This window comes from Bacillus sp. SIMBA_008 (assembly GCF_046535495.1).
Classification (GTDB): domain Bacteria; phylum Bacillota; class Bacilli; order Bacillales; family Bacillaceae; genus Bacillus; species Bacillus subtilis.
In genome coordinates, this window is record NZ_JAWRWL010000001.1 from 986,973 (window position 1) to 1,006,464 (window position 19,492).

At 41.4% G+C, this 19,492-nt stretch carries 20 protein-coding genes and 1 other RNA gene; 11 read left to right on the top strand and 10 right to left on the bottom strand.

Annotated elements, in window-relative coordinates; genetic code table 11:
• The first annotated feature begins 15 nt into the window (after window positions 1–15).
• A complete protein-coding gene (gene odhB / locus SB658_RS05465; protein WP_004399364.1) occupies window positions 16–1,269 on the top strand; it encodes a 2-oxoglutarate dehydrogenase complex dihydrolipoyllysine-residue succinyltransferase in 1,254 nt (417 codons plus the stop codon).
• A 49-nt stretch (window positions 1,270–1,318) separates the two neighbouring features.
• Here the strand turns inward: odhB and SB658_RS05470 are convergent, their stop codons facing one another.
• Window positions 1,319–2,284, bottom strand: coding sequence for a bile acid:sodium symporter family protein (locus SB658_RS05470; RefSeq protein ID WP_004399225.1), 966 nt, complete (start codon window positions 2,282–2,284; stop codon window positions 1,319–1,321).
• Between the two features lie 218 nt (window positions 2,285–2,502).
• Between SB658_RS05470 and SB658_RS05475 the strand changes: the two genes are divergently transcribed.
• Window positions 2,503–3,840, top strand: a complete 1,338-nt coding sequence (locus SB658_RS05475; protein ID WP_004399312.1) for a sodium-dependent transporter — start codon at window positions 2,503–2,505, stop codon at window positions 3,838–3,840.
• Window positions 3,841–3,872: 32 nt separating this feature from the next.
• Here SB658_RS05475 and SB658_RS05480 read toward each other — a convergent pair whose 3' ends face one another.
• The 3 genes from SB658_RS05480 to dhaS form a co-directional block, all read right to left on the bottom strand.
• Window positions 3,873–4,718, bottom strand: coding sequence for a superoxide dismutase (locus tag SB658_RS05480; protein WP_004399227.1), 846 nt, complete (start codon window positions 4,716–4,718; stop codon window positions 3,873–3,875).
• Entirely contained in the window at window positions 4,708–6,606 is a 1,899-nt protein-coding gene (sqhC, locus tag SB658_RS05485; RefSeq protein ID WP_144500740.1) for a sporulenol synthase, read from the bottom strand. Before sqhC ends, SB658_RS05480 begins: the two co-directional genes overlap by 11 nt.
• 100 nt (window positions 6,607–6,706) lie before the next feature.
• Window positions 6,707–8,194 carry an aldehyde dehydrogenase DhaS gene (gene dhaS, locus SB658_RS05490; RefSeq protein ID WP_015714095.1) on the bottom strand — a complete coding sequence of 496 codons (1,488 nt, stop codon included), beginning with the start codon at window positions 8,192–8,194 and terminating at the stop codon, window positions 6,707–6,709.
• A gap of 229 nt (window positions 8,195–8,423) precedes the next feature.
• On the opposite strand from dhaS, the gene SB658_RS05495 reads away from it, so the two are divergent.
• On the top strand, window positions 8,424–8,627 hold the full coding sequence (locus SB658_RS05495; protein ID WP_003231245.1) for a DUF6501 family protein: 204 nt from the start codon (window positions 8,424–8,426) through the stop codon (window positions 8,625–8,627).
• Window positions 8,628–8,983: 356 nt separating this feature from the next.
• Window positions 8,984–9,328: a PH domain-containing protein gene (locus tag SB658_RS05500; protein WP_003220141.1), complete on the top strand. Its 345-nt coding sequence runs from the start codon at window positions 8,984–8,986 to the stop codon at window positions 9,326–9,328.
• 86 nt (window positions 9,329–9,414) lie between these two features.
• On the opposite strand, the gene SB658_RS05505 is transcribed toward SB658_RS05500, so the two are convergent.
• Together SB658_RS05505 and SB658_RS05510 are read right to left on the bottom strand one after the other, a co-directional pair.
• Entirely contained in the window at window positions 9,415–9,648 is a 234-nt protein-coding gene (locus tag SB658_RS05505; RefSeq protein ID WP_003231251.1) for a hypothetical protein, read from the bottom strand.
• 4 nt (window positions 9,649–9,652) lie between these two features.
• A complete protein-coding gene (locus tag SB658_RS05510; protein ID WP_004399338.1) occupies window positions 9,653–9,916 on the bottom strand; it encodes a hypothetical protein in 264 nt (87 codons plus the stop codon).
• A 66-nt stretch (window positions 9,917–9,982) separates the two neighbouring features.
• Between SB658_RS05510 and yocM the strand changes: the two genes are divergently transcribed.
• Entirely contained in the window at window positions 9,983–10,459 is a 477-nt protein-coding gene (gene yocM / locus SB658_RS05515) for a salt stress-responsive protein YocM (RefSeq protein ID WP_085187518.1), read from the top strand.
• On the opposite strand, the gene SB658_RS05520 is transcribed toward yocM, so the two are convergent.
• On the bottom strand, window positions 10,446–10,673 hold the full coding sequence (locus SB658_RS05520) for a hypothetical protein (RefSeq protein WP_038429125.1): 228 nt from the start codon (window positions 10,671–10,673) through the stop codon (window positions 10,446–10,448). The two genes, yocM and SB658_RS05520, sit on opposite strands and share 14 nt — an antisense overlap.
• Window positions 10,674–10,750: 77 nt before the next feature.
• Between SB658_RS05520 and SB658_RS05525 the strand changes: the two genes are divergently transcribed.
• From SB658_RS05525 to SB658_RS05550, 6 genes are all read left to right on the top strand, one after another.
• Window positions 10,751–11,083, top strand: a complete 333-nt coding sequence (locus SB658_RS05525; protein ID WP_003231257.1) for a hypothetical protein — start codon at window positions 10,751–10,753, stop codon at window positions 11,081–11,083.
• 74 nt (window positions 11,084–11,157) lie between these two features.
• Window positions 11,158–11,649, top strand: a complete 492-nt coding sequence (locus SB658_RS05530; protein ID WP_003231259.1) for a TraR/DksA family transcriptional regulator — start codon at window positions 11,158–11,160, stop codon at window positions 11,647–11,649.
• A gap of 150 nt (window positions 11,650–11,799) precedes the next feature.
• Window positions 11,800–12,426 carry an FMN-dependent NADH-azoreductase AzoJ gene (azoJ, locus tag SB658_RS05535; protein WP_003231260.1) on the top strand — a complete coding sequence of 209 codons (627 nt, stop codon included), beginning with the start codon at window positions 11,800–11,802 and terminating at the stop codon, window positions 12,424–12,426.
• A gap of 236 nt (window positions 12,427–12,662) precedes the next feature.
• A non-coding RNA gene (gene ssrS, locus SB658_RS05540) (6S RNA) lies at window positions 12,663–12,849 on the top strand.
• A 141-nt stretch (window positions 12,850–12,990) separates the two neighbouring features.
• Complete coding sequence (gene recQ / locus SB658_RS05545; protein WP_069703917.1) at window positions 12,991–14,766, top strand: DNA helicase RecQ; 1,776 nt, start codon at window positions 12,991–12,993, stop codon at window positions 14,764–14,766.
• A gap of 247 nt (window positions 14,767–15,013) precedes the next feature.
• Complete coding sequence (locus tag SB658_RS05550; protein WP_003231267.1) at window positions 15,014–15,877, top strand: LysM peptidoglycan-binding and 3D domain-containing protein; 864 nt, start codon at window positions 15,014–15,016, stop codon at window positions 15,875–15,877.
• 601 nt (window positions 15,878–16,478) lie between these two features.
• Here the strand turns inward: SB658_RS05550 and desR are convergent.
• The 3 genes from desR to desA form a co-directional block, all read right to left on the bottom strand.
• Window positions 16,479–17,078, bottom strand: a complete 600-nt coding sequence (gene desR / locus SB658_RS05555) for a two-component system response regulator DesR (protein WP_004399356.1) — start codon at window positions 17,076–17,078, stop codon at window positions 16,479–16,481.
• Window positions 17,079–17,096: 18 nt separating this feature from the next.
• Complete coding sequence (gene desK, locus SB658_RS05560) at window positions 17,097–18,209, bottom strand: two-component sensor histidine kinase DesK (protein ID WP_029318043.1); 1,113 nt, start codon at window positions 18,207–18,209, stop codon at window positions 17,097–17,099.
• Window positions 18,210–18,328: 119 nt separating this feature from the next.
• The gene (gene desA / locus SB658_RS05565) at window positions 18,329–19,387 is read right to left on the bottom strand and encodes a Delta(5) desaturase DesA (protein ID WP_029318044.1); all 1,059 of its coding nucleotides are present in this window, start codon (window positions 19,385–19,387) and stop codon (window positions 18,329–18,331) included.
• Between the last annotated feature and the right edge of the window lie 105 nt (window positions 19,388–19,492).

Sequence of the window (19,492 nt, forward strand, 5' to 3'; positions counted from 1 at the left end):
GGGGGAAATGAAAAAATGGCGGAAATTAAGGTACCTGAATTAGCAGAATCAATCTCAGAAGGAACAATAGCCCAATGGTTAAAGCAGCCTGGTGACTATGTAGAACAGGGTGAATATCTGCTTGAACTAGAAACGGATAAAGTGAATGTTGAATTGACAGCAGAAGAATCGGGTGTACTTCAAGAGGTATTGAAAGATTCGGGTGATACCGTCCAGGTCGGAGAAATTATCGGTACGATTTCAGAAGGCGCGGGTGAAAGTTCTGCCCCTGCTCCTACAGAGAAAACAGAAAGCAAGGAAAGCGTAAAAGAAGAGAAACAGGCTGAACCAGCTGCACAAGAGGTGAGCGAGGAAGCACAATCTGAAGCAAAATCAAGAACGATCGCTTCTCCGTCGGCCCGTAAGCTTGCGAGAGAAAAAGGAATTGACCTGTCTCAAGTTCCAACTGGAGATCCGCTTGGAAGAGTGCGCAAGCAGGATGTCGAAGCGTACGAAAAACCGGCATCAAAACCGGCTCCTCAGCAAAAGCAGCAGCCTCAGGCTCAAAAAGCACAGCAAAGCTTTGACAAACCTGTTGAAGTGCAAAAAATGTCACGCCGCAGACAAACGATTGCAAAACGCCTTGTAGAGGTACAGCAAACATCAGCGATGCTGACTACATTTAATGAAGTGGACATGACGGCTGTCATGAATCTCAGAAAACGCCGCAAAGATCAATTTTTTGAGCAAAATGAAGTGAAGCTCGGCTTTATGTCTTTCTTCACGAAAGCGGTCGTGGCTGCATTGAAAAAATATCCGCTGTTGAATGCAGAAATTCAAGGCGATGAGTTGATCGTTAAAAAATTCTACGATATCGGAATCGCTGTTGCTGCTGATGAAGGTCTTGTCGTTCCGGTTGTACGGGATGCGGATCGCCTGACATTTGCAGGAATCGAAAAAGAGATCGGCGAGCTTGCGAAAAAAGCAAGAAACAATAAATTAACCCTTAGCGAGCTTCAGGGAGGCTCCTTCACGATTACAAACGGAGGGACTTTCGGTTCATTGATGTCAACTCCAATTTTAAACAGCCCGCAAGTCGGTATACTGGGCATGCATAAGATTCAGCTGCGCCCTGTAGCCATTGATGAAGAGCGTTTCGAAAACCGTCCGATGATGTATATCGCTTTATCTTATGATCACCGAATTGTAGACGGTAAAGAAGCGGTTGGTTTCCTCGTGACAATCAAAAATTTACTGGAAGATCCTGAACAGCTTTTATTAGAAGGATAATAAAAAAGGGTACATCACGATAAAGTGATGTACCCTTTTTGATGCATATTTAAAGTGATAGATTGCTGCTTTTGGATCCAGCTTGCTTCTTTTTCACTTTTTTTGACCAATATGTTGCAAGCATAGAACCTGAAAGGTTATGCCACACACTGAATATTGCGCTTGGTACGGCAGATAGCGGTGAGAAATGAGCCGTGGCAAGTGCAGCCCCAAGCCCGGAGTTTTGCATGCCGACTTCGATTGCAATCGCTTTTTGAGACGGGTAATCCATTTTTAAAAGCTTTGCACAAAGAAACCCCAGTAAATAACCGATACCGTTATGCAGGATAACAACTGAAAAAATGAGCAACCCCGATTGAAGCAGATTTTCCCGATTGCCGCTGACGACAGCTGAGACAATCGCAACGATGCCAATGACAGAAACAAGCGGAAGGGCATGTACGGCTTTTGCCACTTGTTTTCTGAAAAACATTTTGACAATCAGACCTGCAATGATCGGAAATAAAACCGCCTGTAAGATTGAGATAAACAAAGACCCCGGCGAGACAGGAAGCCATTCTTTGGCAAACAGCATAATCAACAACGGTGTTACAACAGGTGCCAATAAGGTAGAAATTGTCGTAACCGCAACAGAAAGGGCAGTATTTCCTTTTGCTAAGAATGTCATAACATTAGATGCAGTTCCCCCGGGACAGCAGCCGACAAGAATAACACCAACTGCGATTTCAGCTGGAAGATGAAGCCCAAATGCGAGGCCGAAAGCAACGAGCGGCATGATCGTATACTGAGCTATTACTCCAATAATAACTTGCCAAGGCTTTCTGACCAGCTCTTTGAAATCATCGGCTTGCAGTGTAAGGCCCATCCCAAACATGATAATGCCGAGAAAAATCGTAATATAAGAACTGATCCACGTAAATAAAGATGGGAAAGAAAATCCCAGCACTGCAAAAACAATGACCCATATGCCAAAGGTTTGTCCTGCAAAATGGCTTATTTTTCTAATGATGTCCATAAAAACACTCCTAACACACTTATCAAGAACTTCAGCAGAAATTCTTACAAATTTCATAACATTCTCTTATTATAAATAATTTTCTGAATAATTCAATATTAGTTTTTGGCAGATGTCTATAGATATATGATGTAAACTAATTAAAATGTTCTTGACTATATAGGAAGATATTCTTACAATGAACCTTTATAATGGTTAGATCAAATAGGAGTGATACGGTGAAGGAAGCAAATCAATGGTCTTCGAAGCTCGGCTTTATTTTAGCCGCGGCAGGATCAGCTATCGGGCTTGGTGCGATATGGAAATTCCCATATGTTGCCGGAACCAGCGGAGGAGGCGCATTTTTACTTATTTTTATTTTATTTACGGTTTTAATCGGACTGCCTTTATTGTTAGGTGAATTCATCATAGGCAGAAGAACACAGAAAGATGCCGTTCAGTCCTATAAAACACTTGCTCCAGGAACGAAGTGGCATTGGATCGGTTATTTAGGCATGGTGACGTGCTTTATTCTTCTATCTTTCTACAGTGTCGTAGGCGGATGGATTTTAATTTATATTATAAAAGGCTTCACTGGCGGTTTATCGCAAACATCTGGTTTTGATACGATATTTGCAAGTACCATTTCAAATCCTTATTTGGCTGTAGGAGGCCAGCTGCTCTTTATGGTGGTAACAATTTTAGTTGTTGCAAAAGGGGTAAGCAGCGGAATTGAAAAAGCAAGCCAAGTATTAATGCCGGCGCTTTTTCTATTATTCATCATTTTAATGGTGCGTTCGGTTACACTTGATGGCGCGATGGAAGGAATCAAATTTTTCCTCATGCCTGATTTAACTGCAATTGATGCCAATACCATTTTATATGCAATGGGACAATCCTTTTTCTTATTAAGTGTCGGTGTATCTGTCATGGTAACGTATAGCGCTTATTTAGAGAAACAGGAAAATCTGGTACAGTCCGCTGTATCTGTAACTGTTATGAACATGCTTGTTGCTGTAATGGCCGGAATTGCGATTTTTCCAGCTGTATTTTCATTCGGCCTCAAGCCAGACCAAGGCCCGGTTCTGTTATTTAACGTTCTGCCGACTGTGTTTAATCAAATGCCGTTCGGAATTATCTTTTTATTAGCATTTTTACTTCTATTTTTATTTGCTGCATTGACATCTGCTTTTTCAATGCTGGAAATTTTGGTCGCAGTACTGTCGAAAGGCGATATCAATAAGAGAAAACGATTCGCTTGGTTAGGCGGTATTGCTATTTTTATTGTCGGTGTGCCGTCTGCATTATCATACGGTGTCTTAAGTGACGTCACTATATTTCATCTGTCTATTTTTGATGCGGCTGACTATCTTGTGAGCAATATTTTAATGCCGTTAGGTGCGTTACTGATTTCGATTTTTGTTCCGCTAAAAATACCGAAACAGGATTTGTTTGACGAGCTGAAAAGCGGTTCCAATCTCAAACGAAAGTGGTTTGCGGTTTGGCTGCTGCTCATTCGATATTTATCTCCTGTTGCCATCATCATCGTGTTTTTGCATGTGATAGGTATTTTTTAACACACGAAGCCCCCGAGGAAAGGGGGCTTTTTTTAATAGAGCTTCCAAACGACTTCTTTTGCCTGCTCAAAACGTTTTTCAGCCTCGCGCCAATCCACGACATTCCACCAGTGATCGACATAGCTGGCCCGGTCATTTTTGTATTGCAAATAGTAGGCATGCTCCCATACGTCAAGCGGTAAAAGGGGGATCACATCCCATTGGCTAAAGAGCTGGTGTTTTTCTGCCGTTAAAATCTCCAGCCGTCCTGATCGAGGTGCCCAGACCAGAATGGCCCAGCCGACGCCTTCCACTTTTTTAGAGGCCTGGGTAAAATGTTCTTTAAAAGCGGAATAGCTTCCAAATGAAAGGTCTATCATTTGGAACAATGCCCCTGTAGGACGCCGTTTTCCGTTTGGATGCATAGAAAACCAAAAAATACTATGCAAATAATGGCCTGCTCCATGGAACGCAAGCTCTCTTTCCCAATGAGTGATTAAGTCATAATTCTTTGTCGCTCTCGCTTTTTTAAGCTCTGATTCTGCTTTGTTCAGGCCATCGACATAGCTTTGATGATGTTTTGTATGATGAAGGATCATAATATCGCGTGATATATAAGGTTCTAAGGCGGAGTATTTGTAAGGAAGCTTTGGCAGCACGTGTTTCCCTATAGGGACATAAGCGCGTCTTTCACTTGTATCATCTGATTCTGTAATATCCCGATAAAGGGCAGCGGCCTGTTTATACCAATCTTCTTCTGTTGTTTGGTCATCTTCCAGAGCCTCAATCATCTTGTCGATTTGATCTTCAAACTGGTCAAGCTGACCTCGCTTTTGAATCTGATCTTTCAGGGCTTCACACCAATTGAACATCTCCGCTTGATAAGATTCACGTTTCATTTGCTGTCTCCTTTTCAATAGAATCTAAATACTTCCCGACAGCCAGCAAAGAGAATACATATGGATAACTGTGATAGCGAATATAAAATTGCTTCGGCAATCCGATCCCTGCTGGATACGCGAGGCTATCGGCGCTATGCGAACTGCTGTCGGTAAGGTATTGCATGCCTTTCACAACAGACGGATGTTCGGAATTTTCATATGTGAGCAAAGCGTCTAAAGCCCAGGCCGTTTGTACAATGGTTCCTCTATGAAGCGGTACATATGTTTTGATTTCGGCGCTTTTGCAGGATTCTCCCCAGCTTCCGTCATCATTTTGTATGGATTTGAGCCAACGCAGAGCCTTTTGTATACCGGGATGCTTTCGGTCAACCCCGCATGCATGCATACCAGTAAGAGCAGCCCAAGTGCCGTAAATGTAGCAAACACCCCATCTGCCGTACCATGACCCATTTTGTTCCTGATGTTCGAAAAGCCAGTTCACAGCGCGTTGAATATGTTGATATTTTTTTGTGAAGCCAACTTTCTCGCCTAAAAAGTGCAGTACACGTCCGGTGAGGTCGGCGGTTGAAGGGTCAACTGCAGCGTCCTTTGCGGATTCAAGCGGCAGAAGGCGGATCAGTGGGTGGTTCACGTTTTTTTCGAAAGCAGAAAATCCGCCGTCATTGTTTTGCATCGATAAAAGCCAAGATACCCCTCGCTCCCATGCTGCAGGAGAATGATTGCGGGGAATCGCTTTTAAAACGGCTGCAGTGTCGTCACAGTCAGGGTTATTTGTATTAATGTTTGAAAACCCCCAGCCGCCAGGAACTGAATTTGGATTTTTGACAGACCAATCTGCTATTTTGGTATGCTGGCGTTCTAGCAAAAAGTCGGCTGCTTTTGTAACAGAGCCATCCGTTTCGGTCACACCATTTTTTTGAAGGGCATAGCTGATTAGAGCTGTATCCCAAACAGTTGATGTAGAGTTTTCCAGATAAGGAATCCCGTTGCATTTAGTCACCAGTGATTTAATGCCGGTAATCGCCCTCCTGATAACAGGGGAATAGCGTGACACACCAAGTGACAGAAGGCTGTAAACCATAAATATGGTTGCGCTCGCATAGCTGTATAATGTTCCGTCTTTTTCAATCCGGTCCAGCATATACGTTTTAGCTGTCTGTAGGCCCAGCTGCTGAAAAGCAAATGGTGCATGAAAAACGCGTTTCCAATGTGACAAAATAGACGTGAGATCTCTTTCTTCGAAAGCATCAGACCGAAGCCAAGTGAAAGGATTTTTTGTCATGTGCGGATCGAGATGGTGAAGAGATGAAATATTGCGGTTAATAAGGACAAATCGCTGATTGAGTGTTACAGCCATAGGAGCAAAATGAATACGGGCATATGAGCTGAACTGATAGAAATGAATCGGCAATGTTGGGGGGAGCGCCATGAGTGATAATGGTAAATACAAAGCAGGCCAAGGATAAAGCCCGTTCGCGGCAAGCATCCATTTTGTCATAAAATGAACATGTCTCAAACCGCCATGTGAGATGATAAATTGTTCAGCTTTCTTCATGTGCGGCTCAGATCTGTGAAAACATCCTGAAGCCAGCATCCCGACATATCCTTGGACGGTAGCCGTTAGATTTCCGCGCGTTTCATCGGGATAGTTGATAAATGTGCCGTCTGGCTGCTGTTTTGCATGAATGCCGGCTGCAAGGGATGATATCAGTTCTTTTTCATTTTCGCCTTCATCTAGTGAGGTAAGGAGCAAAATAAAAAAGGAATTTGTCAAGATTGGTCCTTCAAAGCAAAATGTCCATGAACCATCAGCATTTTGCCTGTCTCTTAACTCGGTAATGGTTTTCTTTTGAAAACGCCTCACTTTCTCCTGAAGTGTGCCCATCACGCTCAACTCCTTCAGAAGCATATATATTCAGCGTCTTTTACTGCCATTACAGAAAGAAAAAAACTGCTGGCATGCAGCAGTTTTTTAAAAATACATGTTAGTCTTCAAGGTTTATCCATACACTTTTGACTTCTGTGTAATTATCCAAGGCATATGATCCCATTTCTCGTCCGAGTCCTGACTGTTTATAACCGCCAAATGGAGACGCCGCGTCAAACACATTATAGCAGTTCACCCAAACGGTTCCGGCTTGAAGTCGGTCCGCGATATAGTGAGCCTGCTTGACGTTCTCTGTCCATAGTCCGGCCGCAAGCCCATATTCTGAATGGTTTGCCCGTTCAATAACTTCATCAACAGTTTCGTACGGAATTGCAGTCAGCACAGGTCCGAAAATTTCTTCTTTTGCGATGGTCATTTCGTCTTCAACATTCGCAAACACAGTCGGTGCGACAAAATATCCTGCTTCAAAAGGACAGCTTCCGCCGGTCACTGCTTTTGCTCCTTCATCTTTTCCTTTTTGAATATAGGAAAGAACGCGCTCATGCTGTTCCTTGCTTACGAGAGGCCCGATTTGAGTATCTTTATGAAGTCCCGCTCCTTGGCGGAGTGACTCAGCATAGGACGCCATTTCATCAACAACTTCATCATATTGGTCTTTATGAATGAAGACACGTGAGCCCGCACAGCAGACTTGGCCCTGGTTAAACATCACACCGTTTAAAGCGCCCGGGATGGCTTTTTTCAAATTCGCATCCGGCAGAAGAATATTAGGTGATTTTCCGCCCAGCTCCAATGTAACACGCTTAATGCTTTTCGCTGCGGTGGACATGATTTTCTTTCCGATTTCAGTGGAACCGGTAAAGGCAATTTTATCAACCGCTTCGTGGTTCGTCAGCGCTTCTCCCGCATCTTCACCGAATCCCGGGATGATGTTGATTACACCGGCAGGGAAACCGGCTTGGTCAATTAATTCTGCCAAATAAAGAGCTGAAAGCGGTGTTTGTTCAGCCGGTTTGAGGACGATTGTACAGCCTGTTGCAAGTGCCGCGCCCATTTTCCACATCGCCATCAGGAGCGGGAAATTCCATGGAATGATCTGGCCGACGACACCGACAGGCTCATGACGCGTATAATTAAAATAAGCGCCGGAAACCGGAATCGTCTGTCCTGTTATTTTTGTACACCAGCCGGCGTAATAGCGCATATGCTCAATAGCCAGCGGAATATCTCCATTAGTCGTTTCATTGATCGGTTTCCCATTATCAAGTGTTTCAAGCTGAGCAAGCTCAGTTTTATGCTCTTCCATTAAGTCCGCCAGCTTATACATCAGTCTGCTTCTCGAAGCTGGAGACATTGTTCTCCATTCACCTTGGTCAAAGGCTTTCCGGGCAGCTTTAACCGCTTTGTCCACATCCGCAGCCTGGGCTTCATACAGCGTCATCAAGGTTTCGCCGGTCGCCGGGTTTGGAGTGTCAAAGGTTGCCCCTGAGGCACTCGGAACAAACTTTCCGTCAATATAAAGCTTCTTTGTTCCCTGTAAAAATGTCTCCAGCCTTTTCGTCACTTGCATCGTTAAAGAACTCATCCGTAACAAACCTCCAGTCATTTTTTATGGTCTGTTCTGAGATTCTTGGTGATAGCACATTGATTCCTGGATTGAATAGCAGAAATAAGCTGTGATAGTTGCTTCAAACGTAAGCGTATACAAACATTCTATAATAGAAATCAAGGCAAAATCAATGAATAACCGATATTGCAATTTACAAAAGAAAAAAGCTACAATAAGCTTATAGATAAGAAAAGGAGATTTCATCATGATTCATAAAAATTGGCTTGAAAAAGAAACAATTAAAAAAGTAAAGTGTGTGCAGACAAACGCAAAAAAATATATCGTAAACCGCGTTTTAACGCCGGGAAAAGAATATGAAGTAAAAAATGAAACAGAGGAGTTTCTCTTTGTGGTCGACAATACGAATAAAGTCGGCGGCTATTATAAAGAATACTTCGAAGAGATGTAATGCTTCCTTGAATAATCAGGAATATTTTGTTAAAAGTGGTCAATCCACAAAACCGCAGCTCAGCTGCGGTTTTTTTGTGGTTAAAACAGGAAATATAAAACAAAATTAAAAAAATCATTAAAAACCGCTTTTTTATAAAAACATTGCTGAATATTGAAACTTTTTTCTCTATATGTGCGTATTACTTGATGACAACAGCTTAAAAGCCAAAAAACAAATCAAAAATTTGAAAAATGTAATCTGTTCGTAATGGTTTAAATGTCTTCTATGTCGTATTCTTATATAGGGATAAAGGACTTATTTTTATGTAGTGAATGATAAAACAAATAGATAAATGCAGAAAGAGGGGTTCTTCATTGGGTATTTTTTCTGTTAGCAGATCAACGGACGCAAAGAAGCTTGAGGCTTTGCTCGTTGAAGGGGAAAGAATAGAATCGATTTATAAGCTCCGAGTGGACCAAATTTGCTTTACAAATAAGCGGATCATTTTCTTTGACAATAAAATGTTTTCTAAAAAGAAGGTTCGTGTATTTCTTCCATATAAAACAATTGAAAGCTTTGCCATCCAAGAAGCGGGAATGTTTGATCCGGACACTGGGCTTTTATTGATGACAAGAAGCAAAACGTTCGAATTAGAATTTGCGAAAGACACCGATTTAAGCGAGGTTCAGGCGGTGCTGACAAAGCATTTGTGCAGCTGAACATTTGATGAGCCAGCCGTTCAAAAAATGGTTAGGCTTTTTTTTATATATAAAAACAAGAACAGGGCATGTGCGCCCTGTTCTTATTACACCACACTGTTTTTCGCTGAGTTCGAATCAACAAGATCTGCATCTAATACATTTGAAATCGGCACGACAAGAGGAGTAAAGTCGCCATTTTCTTCTCCAAACCCTTGATTTATTTTAGCTGATAAAAAGTAATCGACCTGCTGATACGGACCGAGTGTTAAAGAGGAACCACGGTCCATCGTATTGATTTTAAATCCGCCGACATTCACGACGGAGGGTGAAAAGAACATCTCATCACTTCCTTTTGATTGAGGAGTTAACCGCTTCACTTTCAAAAGAGGCCGGAGAATCAATTTGGTCTCTGTCATCCACATGGCTTCTCGTGCCCATAAATCCGCTCGCATCTCCAAAATTCTGTCCGTAGCCTTGATTTTTTTTATCTGAATTTTGCCATTCTGCCAATAAATTTTGTCCTACGTTTACAGCTGAAGCATTTTCAAAGGAATTAATTTTCAGCATGAAAATATTAATATTGATATACGGAGTTGGTTGAACCACAGGCAAACCTCCTTTCTATAGTTGTATGCTGGCGGTTATAAAGTATGTTAAGACAGGGGGCTTCAAATGGATTTCGAAAAGATGAAGCAGTGGATGGAATTCGCACAGCAGATGTACGGCGGTGACTTTTGGAAACAGGTATTTGATGAAGACCAAAAAACCCCTTTTATGACAAATGGCCAATCTCCGTTTCCGTTTTCGCAGCAAGATCAGCGAGGGAAAGGAGATGCTTCATTTCCGAGCATGGATATTGTAGATACCGTTGCGGAAGTGCAGTTTTTAATTTATCTTCCAGGCTACCGTAAACAAGACGTTCACATATTATCGTACGGAGATTATTTAGTGGTGAAGGGGCAGCGCTTTTCCTATTTTAATGAACAGGACTTTCGCCAAAAAGAAGGGAAATACGGAAGTTTTGAAAAGAAAATTCCGCTTTCCGATCATCTTCATGGAAAGATGAATGCCATTTTTAAAGACGGAATCCTATACATCACTATTCAAAAAGACGAAGGTCAAGCGAAAACCATTGTTATTGATGATTGATTTTCATACTGAGTGCATCTGACCCATCACGGTCATCAATTGATTCAATCGGAATGACCATGACAATAACATCTGCATTTTGTTCCCCAAAACCGTTATTTCTTTTGATAGCAGAGCACCTGTTCCTTAACTCCGCAGAACCAAAGGTAAGGGATGAGCCGGTGCCTATCGAGTTAGTCTTGAGATGAGAAATATTGATGTTAGTCGGAAGCATGAAAACCTCTCCTTTCTATGGGATATACCTCATTATATATGTAGACGAAAGAGGAGTATGCAAAGGGTCGTGATGTCATGAAAAAAATGTTCCGGTCGCTGATCAGGCATTGCTTGAAACCAGAACTTGACAAACTGCGTGAATGTGAAGAAAGACTCTCAGTGATTGAGAAACAAAAACAAAGCAGCAAACAAGAGTCTGAAGAAACCTATATACATATTGAAACGCTGAATGTCGAAAAGGTTGACTATCATCTTGAATTCGGCGAGCTGACCATTGATGAACTGAGCGGCAGATTAAATATAGGCGCAACCTATTATATACCGCCAGAAGAGAAGGACAAAAAGTGCCAACGAAAACCCGAAGCACCATCGACGCCAGCGGTCACGATCCGTTCAAAAAGGCAGTAGCTCATCTTTCCATCGATGTTTCCATGTTTGACAGAAGGCAAAACGGGAAACAGGATAGAAAGGAGAGGATATACATGGCACTGACAAAAGAACAAACACAGCATCTCTATCATAAATTGCTCGATATGCAAAAAGAATTGTCTGGCGAGAAAAAGGAAACAGAATCAATGACGGAAGAAGTGGGGGAGCTTTCCAACGGGGTTGACAACCATATGGCAGACCACGGGACGCTCGTCACAGACCGGATGACAGACCAAACAGTGAAAGAGATTGACCGGGAGCTGTTAGAGGAGGTCAACCGTGCATTACAAAAGATGAAAGACGGAACTTACGGCGTGTGTGAAAAAACCGGCCAAGAGATTCCTTACGAAAGACTTGAAGCTGTTCCTTATGCAAGAATGACAGTTGAGGCCCAAGCTGATGTGGAGGATGATCTGGAGACAGATGCTCCTTCTTATGAAAGAGAGTTTCATGAACAGGTAAAAGACTTATCCAACAAAGAAACAATTGATCAAAAAAGCTCGCAGACGTATGAAATCTTGGATCGTGAACAAGATTCGAAGTAAAAATGGCAAGCAAGTACACCGATATTAGATGTACTTGCTTTTTTTTGAAAAAAAATCTCATATTCAAAATAAAGTGATTGACTTTGCGTAAAAAAGAAAGTAACATACTATTTGTAAGTAAATATAAAAAGTTTACCGGGAGGAATACAAATGTCTACAGTTTTATTTGTAAAATCAAGCGACCGTACAGCTGAAGAAGGCGTTTCAACTAAACTTTACGAAGCTTTCTTAGCTGCTTATAAAGAAAACAACCCTAATGATGAAGTGGTTGAATTAGATCTTCATAAGGAAAACCTTCCTTACCTTGGCAGAGATATGATTAACGGAACATTTAAAGCAGGTCAAGGAATGGAAATGACAGAAGATGAGAAAAAACAAGCAGCAATTGCTGACAAATATCTGAACCAGTTTGTAAAAGCTGACAAAGTTGTTTTCGCATTCCCGCTTTGGAACTTCACAGTGCCAGCAGTGCTTCATACTTATGTTGATTATCTGTCTCGCGCAGGCGTTACATTCAAATACACACAAGAAGGACCAGTCGGTTTAATGGGCGGCAAAAAAGTTGCGCTTCTTAACGCTCGCGGCGGTGTCTACTCAGAAGGACCAATGGCTGCACTTGAAATGTCATTAAACTTCATGAAAACAGTTCTTGGTTTCTGGGGTGTTCAAGACTTGCACACAGTTGTCATCGAAGGACATAACGCAGCACCTGATCAAGCGCAAGAAATCGTTGAAAAAGGTTTACAAGAAGCAAAAGATCTTGCTGCAAAATTCTAATAAAGCCAAGACTCCTATCGTTACAAATAGGAGTCTTTTTGTATATACACATTAATATAGAAGAAAATAATCATTCGCTTTTAGCAAAAAAGGCTATTTTTTTATTGTAATATATTTTTTTGTTTGTCGAATTGTCAGGTATTTTGGAGAAAAAGCAGTTTTATTCACTGGAAAAAGTTTTTCTAAACAATTGTTTTGGCCTCTTGATTAAAAGCGCCTGATGGTGTACTATATTAAAGAAGCTACTTTGTGCGTATTGTTAATTAAGTTTTAACCTTTAAGCTGTAATAGGGAGTTTTATATCGAAGCCGGAATGTCATGCCTCCATTGCAGAGGACGACAGGAACGTTTCTGCAAACACCCACTTTGAGGAGTGGTGGTTTAAAACTTTCTTACTTGCATACGGCAAGACGTAGCGAAAGCCATTTCCTTTTCGGAAATGGCTTTTTATTTTATCTAAAAAGGTTTGGTATAGTGAATATTCCATTTTTATGTGAAAGAAATGAAGGCCGCTTTTTTATGATATGATGGGAGAAATTCAAGGAAAAGCGAGGTTTACACGTTATGTTACATAGAGCCCAATCCCTTCTGGCTCATTATTTTGGTTATGAGAAGTTTCGGAGCGGCCAAGATGAAGCGATCCGCTTGGTGACGGAAGCGAGGCAAAATACGGCCTGCATTATGCCGACGGGAGGCGGCAAATCGATTTGCTATCAGATTCCGGCATTAATGTTTGAAGGGACGACGATCGTCATTTCACCGTTGATTTCCTTGATGAAGGATCAAGTTGATGCGTTAGAAGAAGCGGGGATTAACGCCGCCTACATTAACAGCACACAATCCAATCAGGAAATATATGAGAGGCTGAACGGACTCAAAGAAGGGGCTTATAAGCTTTTTTACATTACACCAGAGCGACTAACGTCCACAGAGTTTATCCGGATTTTGCAGGGCATAGATGTTCCTCTGGTCGCAATAGACGAGGCGCACTGTATTTCTCAATGGGGTCATGATTTCAGGCCAAGCTACAGGAATATTGAAATCTTGTTCCGTGAATTACACGACAAGCCTGTTATCATGGCGTTAACAGCAACAGCCACACCCGAGGTTCATGATGATATTTGCAAACAGCTGCATATTCAAAAAGAAAACACGGTATATACCGGATTTTCCCGAGATAATTTAACCTTTAAAGTAGTAAAAGGAGAAAATAAAGATCGGTTTATAGACGAATATGTACAAAACAACAGGCATGAAGCAGGAATTGTCTATACAGCGACCAGAAAAGAAGCTGATCGGATATATGAGAGATTGAAACGAAATCAGGTCAGGGCAGGCCGGTATCATGGAGGTATGGCTGATGATGAGAGAAAAGAGCAGCAGGAAAGGTTTCTTAATGATGAGCTTCAAGTGATGGTGGCAACCTCTGCTTTTGGAATGGGTATTGATAAATCAAATATCAGATTTGTTCTGCATGCACAAATCCCGAAAGATATGGAAAGCTATTATCAAGAGGCAGGACGAGCTGGACGGGACGGTCTTGCCAGTGAATGTGTTCTCCTGTTTTCACCGCAGGATATTATGGTGCAGCGTTTCTTAATTGAGCAATCAGAACATGAAGAGAAACAAAAGCAGGATTTAAAAAAGCTGAGACAAATGGTCGACTACTGTCATACGGAAGATTGTCTGCAGCGTTTTATCCTTATGTATTTCGGAGAAAAGGAGCCTGATGCGTGCGGACAGTGCGGAAACTGTACCGATACAAGAGCGGCCCATGACGTGACGCGGGAGGCGCAAATGGTCTTATCTTGTATCATTCGCATGAAAGAACGGTTTGGCAAGACGATGGTTGCACAGGTGCTTTCCGGCTCCAAAAATAAAAAAGTTCTTGAAAACGGCTTTTCCGACCTTTCAACATACGGGATATTAAAACACCAATCCGTTGGCGAAATCAGTGATTTTATCGAATTTCTTATTTCTGACGACTTCATCAGGATGTCAGACGGAACGTTTCCGACTCTTTTTGTCAGCAGTAAAGGAAGGAATGTGCTGAAAGGAGAATTATCAGTAGCGAGAAAAGAAGCGTTAAAAGCGGCAGCGATTACTGAAAATGACGAGCTATTTGAACGATTGCGCATGGTTCGGAAAGAAATTGCGGCTGAGCAGGGTGTTCCGCCATTTGTTGTTTTCTCTGACCAAACGTTAAAAGAAATGTCAGGAAAACAGCCCGTAAATGATGATGAACTTTTGTCTATAAAAGGAGTCGGAGAACAAAAAAGAGCAAAATACGGCCGGCTTTTTTTACAAGAAATACAAGCTTATGCAAGGATGACAGACTAAAAAAACAGAAAAACAATCTTTTTTTCTATAAAAAACACATTTTATTTTCTCTGTTTCGCCTCAAAATAAAAAGACCTGCGAAGCCTATTATATCAAGGGTTCAGCAAGTCTTTCCATCAGAGAGAAATCCTTCATGTAAAGGAACTGTAATCTAAATCATATCTTTTTGTTATTGATTTGACATTTACGTGTGTTACGATATCACCTGTTAGCCGCCAATAAAAAGCTAACAAGGGAGGATTTACTTATGAAGAAGACGATTATGTCCTTTGTGGCAGTTGCTGCACTTTCAACAACTGCATTCGGAGCTCACGCTTCTGCAAAAGAAATTACGGTGCAAAAGGGTGATACGCTCTGGGGAATCTCTCAGAAAAATGGAGTGAACCTAAAGGACTTAAAAGAATGGAACAAGTTAACTTCTGATAAAATCATTGCAGGAGAAAAACTGACCATTTCTTCAGAAGAAACAACCACGACTGGGCAATATACAATTAAAGCGGGAGATACGCTTTCTAAGATTGCTCAAAAATTCGGCACGACAGTCAACAACCTGAAAGTTTGGAATAACTTAAGCTCTGACATGATCTATGCTGGATCAACTCTTTCAGTAAAAGGTCAGGCAACAGCAGCAAACACAGCTACTGAGAATGCGCAAACAAACGCACCTCAAGCTGCGCCAAAACAAGAGGCTGTGCAAAAAGAGCAACCTAAACAAGAAGCTGTACAACAGCAACCTAAACAAGAAACAAAGGCTGAGGCAGAAACTTCTGTTAACACAGAGGAGAAGGCTGTTCAATCAAATACAAATAATCAAGAAGCTTCAAAAGAACTAACAGTTACTGCTACTGCTTACACTGCTAACGACGGCGGCATTTCCGGCGTTACAGCTACAGGCATTGACTTAAATAAGAACCCGAACGCGAAAGTTATTGCGGTTGATCCTAATGTAATTCCGCTAGGTTCTAAAGTCTATGTTGAAGGCTACGGGGAAGCAACAGCAGCAGACACTGGCGGCGCTATTAAAGGAAATAAAATCGACGTATTTGTACCAAGTAAAAGTGATGCTTCTAATTGGGGCGTCAAAACTGTAAGTGTTAAAGTCTTAAACTAATAATATAGATTGTGATAAAAGACATAAGCTTTTGGCTTGTGTCTTTTTTTGTTCTGCTTAGAGCTGTTTATATCATATGCTGATAAAAGAAAGTGGTCCCGTTTTTCTTTATGTGCGATTCAGGGGCTCTCGGGTTAAAAGATTGATTCCACATTACAGAGACATTCGGCATCATGACATTTATAGCTGGTTGTTACTATCTTTGATCAGCGAAACGACTGGTGTTGTATCTTTTTTGGCAGATAATAAGCAGTTGGATGTAGCAAATGCCATTTACGGAATCGGATTGATTTCAGACGGTTTTTTATTGTGATATTAGGCTCTTGCAGTTGGGCATGGCAGCTTCGGGAGAGAAGTGGCACAACTTTGTCATACTGAAAATACAATATAATCAATATCAGAAATTCTGCTGATGTGCAATGGCCGACCATTTTAACAGGGATATCATTCAATCCAGTCTTTTATTGGGCTGTTAACCAAGCAATCGTTCAGCGGGCGTAGGAGCGAGGATATGGATCAATTTAATTCTGGTTGCGGCGAGGTTCTCAAACGGGAATTTCAGGTTAACAAAAAGGATCCTGGCAGATGCCAAGATCCTTTTTTATTTAAACCAGCCTTTTTCTTTTGACCGGGTAATGGCTTCAATTCGATTTTTCACTTCAAGCTTTTCTAGAATCATTGAGATATAATTCCGCACCGTCCCGCTTTTGATGCTGAGTTCCTGAGCGATTTCTTTTGTGTTTTTACCGTCAGCCACAAGTTCGAGCACTTCTTTTTCTCTATCTGTAAGAGGGTTAGCTTCGCTGTATAAGTCCTCCATCAGCTCAGGTGCATAGATGCGTTTTCCGTTCATGACGCTACGGATGGCGTTGGCCAGCTCTTCACTCGGACTGTCTTTTAACAAATAGCCTTTAACGCCAGCTTTAATAGCTCTCTGAAAGTAACCGGGTCTGGCGAAGGTGGTTAAGATGATAATTTTGCAGCCTGTATCTTTTAGCTCCTCAGCAGCTTCAAGCCCTGTTTTTCCGGGCATTTCAATGTCCATAATACATACATCAGGCTGGCGTTTTTTGACAAAATCAACAGCATCTTGGCCGGTTGTACCTTTGCCTACGACTTCCATATCGTCTTCGAGGTTTAGAAGTGATCCTAAAGCGCCCAGCAGCATTTGCTGATCTTCTGCAATAAATATACTAATCATATAAGCCATCCTTTATGTTTATTTTGAATTATTAGGAATTGCCATGGTAAGCTTGGTTCCGTTTTCGGTATCGATGTGAAGGCTTCCGTTTGCAAACTCAAGCCGTTCTCTCATCCCGAGTAAGCCATGTCCTTTTGAAAAGGAATTTTCTTCTCCTTTGAATGTTCCATCGTCAGACACTGTTATCACAACTTCCTTCCAGAGCTGCTGAATGTCAACTCGGCAAGTTTTAGCCTGGCTGTGTTTGACGACATTTGTGACAGCTTCCTTTAAGCACATGCTCAAAATGTTTTCATTCAGCAATGAGATATTTTCGGGCCATTTCTCTTCTTCATAGATAAACATAATGTCAGCTGCTTCGAGAATTTGTTTGATGTTGATCAATTCATCCTTGAGCCGGATGCCCTTCATAGAGGAAACGATTTTTCTTACTTCATTTAAAGAAGTTCGCGCTGTTTGCTGAACACTTTTCAGTTCACGAGCTGCTTGTTCGGGATCTTTGTATATCAATTTTCTTGCTAAGTCGCTTTTTAAACCAATAAGAGAAAGCTTTTGCCCAAGCGTATCATGGAGATCGCGGGCAATTCGCTGACGTTCTTCTAATTTTACCAGTTCTGCAATCCGTTCATTTGCATCCTCGAGCTTTTCTTCAAGCCGTTCGCGCTCCTTGCGGCTTCTTATACTAAAGGGCAATAAAATTGCGCTGATGAGGGTAATGACGACAAAAGGAATTTGTGTCAGAAAGAATTCCTTCTTTAATACGAGACTGAAATTGGCTGCGACGGCTGCGCTTATTAAATGGACATAATATAAAATATGAAAAGGGACGCGTTCCTTAATGTTTCCAATAAAATACGCGATAAAAAAAGCAAAATAAATATAACTGAACAGGGTAATGGAAGCGGTTGAAATGCCAATTAATAAAAATCCCCACAAATAAATGGTCCAGCCTTTTGAGACAAAAGCAAATCGATATACCGAAAAAAATAAAAGCGTCAAAATGATGCCGACAATAATAACAAATGTAGATGATGATTTCCATATAAAGTAGAAGGGGAGGATGAAAAATATCGTCCATATATAGGGCGTAATCCCGTTTAGTTTTTGAAATGTTAAATGCTTTTTAATCATGATCTTACCTCATTTTCAGCTTTTCATCTTACTTGTAACTTTATCATTGTGAAAGCCAGAATGCACCCTCCAACAATAAAAAGGAAGCCTTCTAGTATATTAGAAGACCTCCTTTATCATCAGGCATTCTTCCGCAGCTTCTGTTTTTCTGGTGAATCAGGCGGAAGGCTTACAGCTATATGATTTATAGCCCGAAATGACACAAACTGTTTGTTATCTTCATCCCATAGACGGAACGCAAGTGATTGCAGGCTTGTTTTTAAGGTGATTGTCGGTACGTTTTTTAATGGTTCGTGATGTTCATGAGCAACTTCAAGCTTATAGTTAGGCACCTTTGGACTCAAATGATGAACGTGGTGGTAACCAATATTGCCTGTTAGCCATTGAAGCAGTTTCGGGAGTTTATAAAATGAGCTGCCTTCAACAGCAGCCTGAACGTAGCTCCAGTTTTCATCCGCTTCAAAATAAGAATCTTCAAAGGTATGCTGCACATAAAACAGCCAAACACCGATTGAACCTGAAATCAGAAATATCGGGCCTTGCACCAGTAAAAACGATTGCCAGCCAAAGATCAGACAGCAAGCGGCAGCCAACGCGACAATTGCCAGATTCGTAAGGTATGTGTTTACACGTTCTTTTCGTCTTGCTCCTTTTTTGTTAAAACGGTTCGTGATCAGAAAAACATAAATCGGTCCGAGAATAAACATGATAAACGGGTTTCTATAAAGTCTGTATGCAAGCTTTGTTCGTCTGGATGCAGCTTTATATTCGTTTACTGTTAACATCCAGATGTCTCCTGTTCCGCGTTTATCCAGATTGCTGCTAGTTGCATGATGAATCGAATGGCTGTGCTGCCATTGAAGATACGGGAATAAAGTCAGGACACCTGTCAGAAAACCGAGAATGTGGTTATAGCGTTTTTGTTTGAAAAAAGATTGATGGCAGCAGTCATGGAAGATGATAAAAATTCTTGTCAGAAAACCTGCGGCAATCACCGTTAATGCTAACGTAAGAAGATAGGAGACATCGAGGCTGAGATAAGCAAGAAACCATAGGCCGAAGAATGGGATAAACGTGTTTAAAAGCTGAATCAGGCTGTTTTTTGTTTCAGGCTGAGCAAATGCAGCGACTTGCTTTGTCAGCTGTTTTTGTTTATGTGCAATGGTTTGTTCAGTCATAGTAAGTATCCTCTCATTGTGTGTCTCGGTTCAGTATACGCTAATGAGAGAAGTCTTTTGTAGTAGCACACATCATGCCTCCTATATGACATTTGTCATGTCTCG

What these genes read in the sequence shown, in the direction of transcription:
- odhB (WP_004399364.1), top strand. Translation starts at nt 16, where the DNA reads ATGGCGGAAATTAAGGTACCTGAATTAGCAGAATCAATCTCAGAAGGA.
- SB658_RS05470 (WP_004399225.1), bottom strand. Translation starts at nt 2,284, where the DNA reads ATGGACATCATTAGAAAAATAAGCCATTTTGCAGGACAAACCTTTGGC.
- SB658_RS05480 (WP_004399227.1), bottom strand. Translation starts at nt 4,718, where the DNA reads ATGAAACGTGAATCTTATCAAGCGGAGATGTTCAATTGGTGTGAAGCC.
- sqhC (WP_144500740.1), bottom strand. Translation starts at nt 6,606, where the DNA reads ATGGGCACACTTCAGGAGAAAGTGAGGCGTTTTCAAAAGAAAACCATT.
- dhaS (WP_015714095.1), bottom strand. Translation starts at nt 8,194, where the DNA reads ATGAGTTCTTTAACGATGCAAGTGACGAAAAGGCTGGAGACATTTTTA.
- SB658_RS05495 (WP_003231245.1), top strand. Translation starts at nt 8,424, where the DNA reads ATGATTCATAAAAATTGGCTTGAAAAAGAAACAATTAAAAAAGTAAAG.
- SB658_RS05505 (WP_003231251.1), bottom strand. Translation starts at nt 9,648, where the DNA reads ATGTTCTTTTCACCCTCCGTCGTGAATGTCGGCGGATTTAAAATCAAT.
- yocM (WP_085187518.1), top strand. Translation starts at nt 9,983, where the DNA reads ATGGATTTCGAAAAGATGAAGCAGTGGATGGAATTCGCACAGCAGATG.
- SB658_RS05520 (WP_038429125.1), bottom strand. Translation starts at nt 10,673, where the DNA reads ATGCTTCCGACTAACATCAATATTTCTCATCTCAAGACTAACTCGATA.
- SB658_RS05525 (WP_003231257.1), top strand. Translation starts at nt 10,751, where the DNA reads ATGAAAAAAATGTTCCGGTCGCTGATCAGGCATTGCTTGAAACCAGAA.
- SB658_RS05530 (WP_003231259.1), top strand. Translation starts at nt 11,158, where the DNA reads ATGGCACTGACAAAAGAACAAACACAGCATCTCTATCATAAATTGCTC.
- azoJ (WP_003231260.1), top strand. Translation starts at nt 11,800, where the DNA reads ATGTCTACAGTTTTATTTGTAAAATCAAGCGACCGTACAGCTGAAGAA.
- recQ (WP_069703917.1), top strand. Translation starts at nt 12,991, where the DNA reads ATGTTACATAGAGCCCAATCCCTTCTGGCTCATTATTTTGGTTATGAG.
- SB658_RS05550 (WP_003231267.1), top strand. Translation starts at nt 15,014, where the DNA reads ATGAAGAAGACGATTATGTCCTTTGTGGCAGTTGCTGCACTTTCAACA.
- desR (WP_004399356.1), bottom strand. Translation starts at nt 17,078, where the DNA reads ATGATTAGTATATTTATTGCAGAAGATCAGCAAATGCTGCTGGGCGCT.
- desK (WP_029318043.1), bottom strand. Translation starts at nt 18,209, where the DNA reads ATGATTAAAAAGCATTTAACATTTCAAAAACTAAACGGGATTACGCCC.
- desA (WP_029318044.1), bottom strand. Translation starts at nt 19,387, where the DNA reads ATGACTGAACAAACCATTGCACATAAACAAAAACAGCTGACAAAGCAA.